Annotated in this window: 6 protein-coding genes and 1 pseudogene; 3 read left to right on the top strand and 4 right to left on the bottom strand. The window is 70.4% G+C overall.

Translation table 11 applies throughout. The features are described 5' to 3' along the window. A partial coding sequence (gene lexA, locus ACILRF_RS12955; protein ID WP_395673530.1) for a transcriptional repressor LexA occupies positions 1-500 on the top strand: 500 nt, incomplete at its 5' end. A gap of 11 nt (positions 501-511) precedes the next feature. Here the strand turns inward: lexA and ACILRF_RS12950 are convergent. Then, complete coding sequence (locus tag ACILRF_RS12950; RefSeq protein ID WP_395673528.1) at positions 512-2737, bottom strand: ComEC/Rec2 family competence protein; 2226 nt, start codon at positions 2735-2737, stop codon at positions 512-514. On the opposite strand from ACILRF_RS12950, the gene gltX reads away from it, so the two are divergent. Continuing rightward, positions 2715-4124: a glutamate--tRNA ligase gene (gene gltX, locus ACILRF_RS12945; RefSeq protein WP_395673526.1), complete on the top strand. Its 1410-nt coding sequence runs from the start codon at positions 2715-2717 to the stop codon at positions 4122-4124. The two genes, ACILRF_RS12950 and gltX, sit on opposite strands and share 23 nt — an antisense overlap. A 54-nt stretch (positions 4125-4178) precedes the next feature. After that, positions 4179-5462 (top strand): citrate synthase, encoded by a 1284-nt coding sequence (gene gltA / locus ACILRF_RS12940; RefSeq protein WP_395673524.1) that lies wholly within the window; start codon positions 4179-4181, stop codon positions 5460-5462. Here gltA and lpxB read toward each other — a convergent pair. From lpxB to ACILRF_RS12925, 3 genes and pseudogenes are all read right to left on the bottom strand, one after another. After that, positions 5459-6634 (bottom strand): lipid-A-disaccharide synthase, encoded by a 1176-nt coding sequence (lpxB, locus tag ACILRF_RS12935; RefSeq protein ID WP_395673522.1) that lies wholly within the window; start codon positions 6632-6634, stop codon positions 5459-5461. The genes gltA and lpxB overlap by 4 nt on opposite strands. Beyond that, positions 6631-7476: an LpxI family protein gene (locus ACILRF_RS12930; RefSeq protein ID WP_395673520.1), complete on the bottom strand. Its 846-nt coding sequence runs from the start codon at positions 7474-7476 to the stop codon at positions 6631-6633. The genes lpxB and ACILRF_RS12930 overlap by 4 nt, the downstream gene beginning before the upstream one ends. Beyond that, positions 7476-7879, bottom strand: a pseudogene (locus tag ACILRF_RS12925) (acyl-[acyl-carrier-protein]--UDP-N-acetylglucosamine O-acyltransferase); the annotation flags it as partial. The gene ACILRF_RS12930 and the pseudogene ACILRF_RS12925, both read right to left, overlap by 1 nt.

Genomic DNA, 7879 nt, shown 5'->3' with positions numbered 1-7879 from the left:
TGGAGGTGGTGAAGCTGCCGCAGCAGGCGACGACCGCCGCGCCGCCGAAGGGCCGCTCGCCGTTCAAGCCGCAGCTGGTCGACGCCGGCTCGGCCCTGCCCGCCGTGGCCAACGACACGCGCGAGCTGCCGATCCTGGGTAAGATCGCCGCCGGCACGCCGATCGAGGCGATCCAGCAGGAGCGCGAGCGCATCCCGGTGCCGGAGACGATCCTGGGCGCCGGCGAACACTTCGTCCTGGAGATCGCCGGAGATTCGATGATCAACGCCGGCATCCTGGACGGCGACTTCGTGGTCATCCGCAAGACCGACAGCGCCAACTCCGGCGACATCGTCGTGGCCCTGGTCAATGGCGAAGAAGCGACCCTGAAGCGCCTGCGCAAAAAGGGCGCCTCCATCGCCCTGGAAGCCGCCAACCCAGCCTATGAGACGCGGATCTTCGGTCCGGACCAGGTCTCGGTGCAGGGCCGGCTGGTCGGGCTTATCCGCCGCTATCACTGAGGCTTCAGAGCTTAACGCCGGCGGGGATCGTGTCCCCACGTCCAGGGCCTGTGTCCGCGCAGGTCCTGGGCCCAGACCACCCGCCAGCGGCCGGGCGCCAGCCGATAGAGCTCGGCCGCGCCGCCCCGCCGGAAATCGGCGCCGCTTAGGACCAAGGCCGCGCCACAGGTCGCCGGCCGCTGATCGTTGCGGATCACCACCACCTCGGCCGAAGCGCACAGCGCCGCCAGGCGACCCGGCTTGAGGGGGCGCCGCACATTCCATGCCGCGGCGATCGGCACGCGCGAACCGGGCGTGGCCGCGCAGCTCCAGGCGTCGCAATCGTACGCATCGGCGCGGTCGCCCCCCGGAGCCAGGCCGCGCCGGCGCGCCCAGAACTCGGCCCCGAACAGCTTCACGTCCGGCCGCATGAGGACGGCGGTGCGCTCGGCGCGGACGGCGACGGCTGCCCCGTCGTTGCTGATCCAGGCGTCGGGCGCGGGGGAGCGCGGCGCCAGGAGCACGGCGAGCGCGAACGGCGCGCCGAGCCAGCGCAACGGTCCCTTCCAAAGGCAGAGCCAGAGGATGCCGAGGAAGGCGGTCGGCAACACCCAGGCCGGCCCGCTGGGCACAACAAGCTGGGCGTTCGGCGCCGCCGCGGCCAAGGCGGCGATCCGGTTCATCAGCTGTATGGCGTAGCCCGCGACGGCGAAAGGCCCCTCCCCCAGGCCGAGTGGCGTCAACGCCGCGCCGAGGGCGAGACCCGGCATCATTACGAAGGAGGAGATCGGCGCCACCGCGAGATTGGCCAGAAGGCCCCAGGTCGCAACCCTGTTGAAATGCTGCATGGCGAAGGGGCCGGTGGCGAGGCCGGCGACGAAGCTCGCGGCGAGGCTGGCGAGGGTCCAAACCCCGGCCCCCTGGATCAGGCGGATCGGCCAAGGCACGGAGATCTCCCGCGGCGGCGGCTTCCAGGCCTCGGCCAGGGCGACAAGGGCGCAGGTGGCGGCGAAAGACATCTGGAAGCCAGGCTCGGTGACCGCCTCCGGCTGCACGATGAGGATGCCCATGGCCGCCAGCGCCAGGGCGTGCAGGCTGATCGCCTGCCGGTCGACGAGGATCGCGCCGAAGGCGGCGGCGGCGGTGATCGCCGCCCGCTCGGCTGGCGGCGGCCCGCCGGAGATGACGAGGTAGCCGCCCACCGCCAGCAGGCCGGCGGCCGCCGCCAGTTTCTTGCCCGGCACGCGCAGCGCCAGCCAAGGCCAAGCGGCGATCAGCAGCCGCGCGCCGGCGAAGGCGAAGCCGCCAACGATGGCCATGTGCAGCCCGGAGATCGAGACGATGTGGGCAAGGCCGGCGACCCGTAGATTCTCCTCCTGATCCCGAGGCACGAAGGCCTCGTGGCCGGTGATCATGGCCGCGGCGAGGCCGCCGACGCTCGGGCCGAGCTGGTCGACGATTCGGCGAGTCAGCTCCCAGCGGATCTGGTTGATGCGCATTCGCCAGGCCAGGCGCCAGGGCGGCATCGACGCCGTTTGCCAGGTGGCGGGCGGCGTCAGCGCGAAGCCGACCCCGCCCACGCTTTCGAAGAAGGCGTCGCGGGCGAAGTCGTAGGCGCCCGGACTGGCGGGCGGCGGCGGCGGATTGACGATGGCGAGGACCGAGACCGGCGATCCCGGCGCAGGGATGGGCGCGCCGGGTCGCAGGGTGACGCGGACGCGGATCGGCGTCTGGCGAGCCGCCCAATCGCCGACCCGGGCTGGGGCGATCAGCAGGCGCTGGCCGCCTTCGCCAGGGTTTGCGACATCGACGACCCAGCCCTCGATCCGCTGAGGACCGGCGGCGGCGGGCGCGACAGGGGCCCAGACGCGCTCCGTGCGAACCTTGGCGAGGGAAAAGCCGCCGACGAGGCAGGCCAGGAGCACGAGGGCCGCAACCCCGACGCGGAGCCCGACCCGCGTCGAAGCGAGCAGCAGCAGCGCCGCAAGGGCGAGGCCGCTGTAAGCGACGAGAGCCTGCGGCTCGCGCAGGAGGGTGAAATAGAGGGCGGCCCCGCCGCCGAGCGCGACCGGGGTCCAGAGGGTCCAGCGATCACTCTGGGCCGCCGCCTGATCAGCAAGCCAGCGGACCGCATCCCCGACGCTAGGAGCGCGGCGAATCCGCGTGCTAAGACGCGCCCCGTCCACGAGGGGCCCGATCGTCGCGGCGCCCACATCCCCAGACCCATCGAGTTCGATGTCCGACCGCCCAGTCGTCACCCGTATCGCCCCCTCGCCCACCGGCTCGATGCATATTGGCACGGCCCGCACGGCGCTGTTCAACTGGCTTTACGCCCGGCACACCGGCGGCAAGTTCCTGCTGCGGGTCGAAGACACCGATCGCGAGCGCTCCACCGAGGCCGCCGTGCAGGTCATCTTCGAGGGGCTGAAGTGGCTGGGCCTCGAGGCCGACGAGCCGCCGGTCTTCCAGGCCACCCGCGCCGAGCGTCACCGGGAGGTCGCGCACGAGATGCTGGCCACCGGCGGCGCCTATCGCGACTACATGACCCCCGAGGAGCTGGAGGCCGAGCGCGAGGTCGCCCGGGCCGAGGGCCGGGTTGTCCGCTCGCCCTGGCGCGACGCCGATCCCGCCACCTGGCCGGCGGACCGGCCGTTCGCCGTGCGCCTGAAAAGCCCGCTCGACGGCGAGACCCTGGTGGACGACCAGGTAAAGGGGCTGATCCGATTCCAGAACCAGAACCTCGACGACCTGATCGTGCTGCGGTCCGACGGGACGCCGACCTACAACCTCGCCGTCGTCGTCGACGACCATGACATGGGCATCACCCACGTGATCCGCGGCGACGATCACGTCAACAACACCGCCCGCCAGACCCTGATCTACAAGGCCCTGGGCTGGGAGGCGCCGGTATTCGCGCACCTGCCGCTGATCTATGGCCCCGACGGTCTGAAGCTGTCGAAGCGCCACGGAGCCCAGGCGGTCGGCGAGTTCGAGGAAATGGGCTACCTGCCCGAGGCGATGCGCAACTACCTGGCCAAGCTCGGCTGGGGTCACGGCGACGACGAGATCTTCTCCGACGAGCAGGCGGCGGCCTGGTTCGACATCAAGGATGTGGTCAGCGCGCCGGCCCGGCTGGACTGGGCCAAGCTAAACCACCTGAACAACCACTATATCCGCCAGGCCGAACCCGCCCGGCTGACCGCGCTGATCGCCGGCATCCACGAGACGCGCGGCCGCCAGATCGATGCGGCGGCGCGCGTGGTGCTGGAGCGGACGATCCCCCTGGTCCGCGACGGCGCCAAGACGCTGCCCGAACTGGCTGACGCCACCGTTTTCGTGCTCGAAGCCCGCCCGCTGACCCTGCCCGAGAAGGCCCTGGGCCTGCTCACCGACGAGACCCGGGCCCGGCTTTCGCGCCTGCGAGACGGCCTGGGCGCGGAGGCCGACTGGACCGTCGCCGCGCTCGATGCGCGCATCCGCGCCTTCGCCGAACAAGAAGGCGTCGGCCTCGGAAAATTCGGACCGGCGCTCCGCTCCTGCCTGGCCGGCGGATCGCCCGCGCCGGACCTGGCGGGGGCGCTGGTTTCGCTCGGACGTGAGGAAAGCCTCAGTCGTCTGGACGATGCGCTTTCACCTGCGAACTAAACCGGTATAAGCGCCTCCAAGCGGGAATTTTCCGCAACTGCGAAAGGGGATGGCATGGCCGACCAGGCGAAGCTTCAAATCGACGCCGCGAACGTCGAACTCCCGGTGCTGAAGGGCACGGTCGGTCCGGACGTGGTCGACATCCGAAAGCTTTACGCCGAGACCGGGGCGTTCACCTATGACCCGGGCTTCACCTCGACGGCCTCCTGCGAGAGCAAGATCACCTTCATCGACGGCGACGAAGGCATTTTGCTGCACCGCGGCTATCCGATCGATCAGCTGGCGGAAAAGTCGAACTTCCTTGAGGTCTGCTACCTCCTGCTGCACGGCGAGTTGCCGAGCGCGGCGCAGTTCACCCAGTTCGAGCACAACATCACGCACCACACCATGGTGCACGAGCAGTTCGACCGCTTCTTCATGGGCTTCCGCCGCGACGCCCACCCGATGGCGATCATGGTCGGGGCGGTCGGGGCGCTGAGCGCCTTCTATCACGACAGCACCAACGTCGATGATCCCGCCCAGCGGATGATCTCCGCTCATCGAATGATCGCCAAGATGCCGACCATCGCGGCGCGGGCGTTCAAATACTCCAAGGGCCAGCCGTTCGTTTATCCGCGCAACGACCTCTCCTACGCCGAGAACTTCCTGCGCATGTGCTTCTCGGTCCCGGCCGAGGACTGGAAGCCCAACCCCGTGCTGACGCGGGCGATGGACCGGATCTTCATCCTCCACGCCGACCACGAGCAGAACGCCTCGACCTCGACGGTGCGACTCGCCGGCTCGTCGGGCGCCAATCCTTTCGCCTGCATCGCTGCCGGCATCGCCTGCCTCTGGGGCCCCAGCCATGGCGGGGCGAACGAAGAGGCGCTGAACATGCTCAAGGAGATCGGCACCGTCGATCGCATCCCGGAGTACGTCCAGGGCGTGAAGGACCGGAAGTACCGCCTGATGGGCTTCGGCCACCGGGTCTACAAGAACTACGACCCGCGCGCGAAGGTCATGCAGACGACCTGCCACGAAGTTCTGGCCGAGGTCGGGAATGCAGACGATCCGCTGCTGAAGGTGGCGATGGAGCTCGAGAAGATCGCCCTCAGCGATCCGTACTTCGTCGAGCGCAAGCTCTATCCGAACGTCGATTTCTATTCCGGCATCACCCTGCGCGCCCTCGGCTTCCCGCCGGAGATGTTCACCGTGCTGTTCGCCTTGGCGCGGACGGTCGGCTGGATCGCCCAGTGGAAGGAGATGATCGAGGATCCGTCGCAGAAGATCGGTCGCCCGCGCCAGCTCTACACCGGCGCGCCGAAGCGCGATTACAGCCCGGTCGAAACCCGCGGCTAAGCCGAGCGGCGGGCGGCGACCAGAGCGAGGACGGCATCCGCGGCCGCCTCGCTCGGGTCCGGCCCGCCACGACCCATCCGATCGAGGGCAGCCGATTGACGCGCGGCCTGCGTCTGGCGGAGCGACGCGTCGTCCAGCCGCCGGGCGATCTCCCGCGCCAAAGCCTCGCCGCTGCAGTCGTCCTGGATCAGCTCGGGCGCGACGAAGTCGCCGGCCGCGATGTTGAACAGGGTGATGTACTTCGTCCGGATCAGCCGCTTGAGCAGCGCGTAGGTGACGCGGCCGACGCGATAGCCGATCACCATCGGCACGCCGGCCAGCGCGAGCTCCGTCGTCACCGTGCCCGAACAGGCCAGCGCCACCGTCGCCGCCGCCATGGCATCCAGCTTACCGGCCTCGCCCTCGACAACGTGAGCAGGATGCGGCCAGGCGGCAACCTGCGCCTTGACCGCCTCGGCGACGGTCGGTGCGGCGGGGATCACCACATGCAGGCCGGGACGTTCGGCCTTGAGGCGCGCAACGGCGTCGGCGAACGGGGGCAAGACGCGGGCGATCTCGCCCGGTCGGCTACCCGGAAGGACGAGAAGGATCGGATCGTCCGGCCCAGCTCCAATCCGCGCGCGCAGGCGGTGAGGATCGGCGCCGCTGAAATCGACATTGAGGGCGGAGTTGCCGACGAAGGTCGTGGGCAGGCCCTCGGCCTCGAAATAGGGCGCGTCGAAGACGTGGATCGCCAGCAGGTGGTCGACGGTGCGGGCCAGGGTGGCCGCGCGGCCCGGCCGCGAGGCCCAGACCTGAGGCGCGACGTACTTCACCAGAGGCAGGTCTGGCGCCAGGCGGCGCAGGCGAGTAGCGACGCGCAGGGTGAAGCCCCAGGAATCGATGAGCACCGCCACGTCCGGCTGTTCCTTGAGGGCGATGGCGGAGGTCTGGTCGGCGCGGCGGACGACCCTACGCCAGGCCAGCAGGCCCTCGAGAAGGCCGAGGATCGACAGTTCGGCGATGTCGAAGGGGCTGTCGACGCCTTCCTGCGCCATCCGCGCGCCGCCGACTCCGACGAAGCGAACCTTATTGCCAAGACGCCGGCGAAGTGCGCGGGCGAGGGCGGCGCCGCGGTCGTCACCGGAGGCCTCAGCGGCGACCAGCATGACGATCAGCGGGCGGCGGCTCACCGCGCCTCCTTGGGCGGCTCCACGCCATAAACAAAGACGCCGAGGTCGTCGGCCAGCTCGACAAGAGCTTCGCGGTCTAGGACGAGCAGGCGCCCCGCCTCCCCCGCCACGCCGGCGAGGCCGGCGCGGGCGGCGCCTTCGATGGTGGCGCGGCCGATGGTCGGCATGTCGACGCGGGTTTCCTGGATCGGCTTGGGAGCCTTTGCGAGCACGCCGCGCGGCGCGCCCGGCTGGCCGCGGATGGCGTGCGGCAGGCCGGCGACGCGGCTCAGCATCGCGTCGGTGCCTTCCTGGGCCTCGACCGCGAGAACGAGCCCGTCGCAGACCACGGCCCCCTGCCCCACATCGAGCTCGCCGATGGCGCGGGCGACCTCCAGGGCACGTGCGATATCGGCCATCGCCTCGGGCGGCGGCGCATGACGGCCGAGGGGCCCTCGCGGCAGGGTCAGGTCGTCGGTCACCTCGTGCGCGCCCTCGATCGCGAAGCCTTCCTTCTCGAACTCGCCGAGGAGCAGGCGTAGCAGGGCGTCGTCGCCGCGACGGGCGGCGGCGATGGCGCGGGGCAGAACGACCAGGCCGCGCAGGTCCGGTTTCAGGGCGGCGAAGTCCGGGCGGCTGACGTTGCCGGCCAGGCAGACCGCCTCGCAACCGGCCCGTTTCAGCGCCTTGAGACACTTGCCGAGCTCGGCGAGCCCGACCTCGGCGCCGGCGTAGGGGGCGAGCCCGGGCCCCGCAAAGCCGCGCAGGCGGATGACGAACAGCGGCCGGCCGGAGCGCTGGCAGTGCTCGGCGATCTCGACTGGCAGGGCCCCGCCGCCGGCGATCAGGCCGAGCTTGCGCATCAGACCTCGCGTTGCGGCAGGCAAAGGGGGCGGTTGCCGTCGGCTCGAATGAAGTCGAGGATTTCCGACACCTCGGGCGAGCCGGCGAAGGTCTCGGCGGTGTCCTCGAGGCGCTCCTGGAAGGTGCCTTCGTCGGCGAATAGCAGGCGATAGGCGGCCCGCAGGGTGTTGATCGCCTCCCGGCTGAAGCCGCGGCGTTTCAGGCCGACGAGGTTCAGGCCCTCCAGGTGGGCGTGGTTGCCCCACACCGAGCCATAGGGAATGACGTCCTTCACCACGGCCGCCAGGCCGCCGACCATGGCGTGACGGCCGATGCGGGTGAACTGGTGGATGGCGGCGAGGCCGCCGACGATGACGTAGTCCCCGAGCTCGCAGTGGCCGCCGAGCGTCGCCTGCTTGGTCA

This window comes from Phenylobacterium sp., from assembly GCF_044236515.1.
GTDB lineage: Bacteria > Pseudomonadota > Alphaproteobacteria > Caulobacterales > Caulobacteraceae > Phenylobacterium.
The sequence above is the reverse complement of the archived record's forward strand: the minus strand, read 5'-3'. Positions and strand labels throughout refer to the sequence as shown.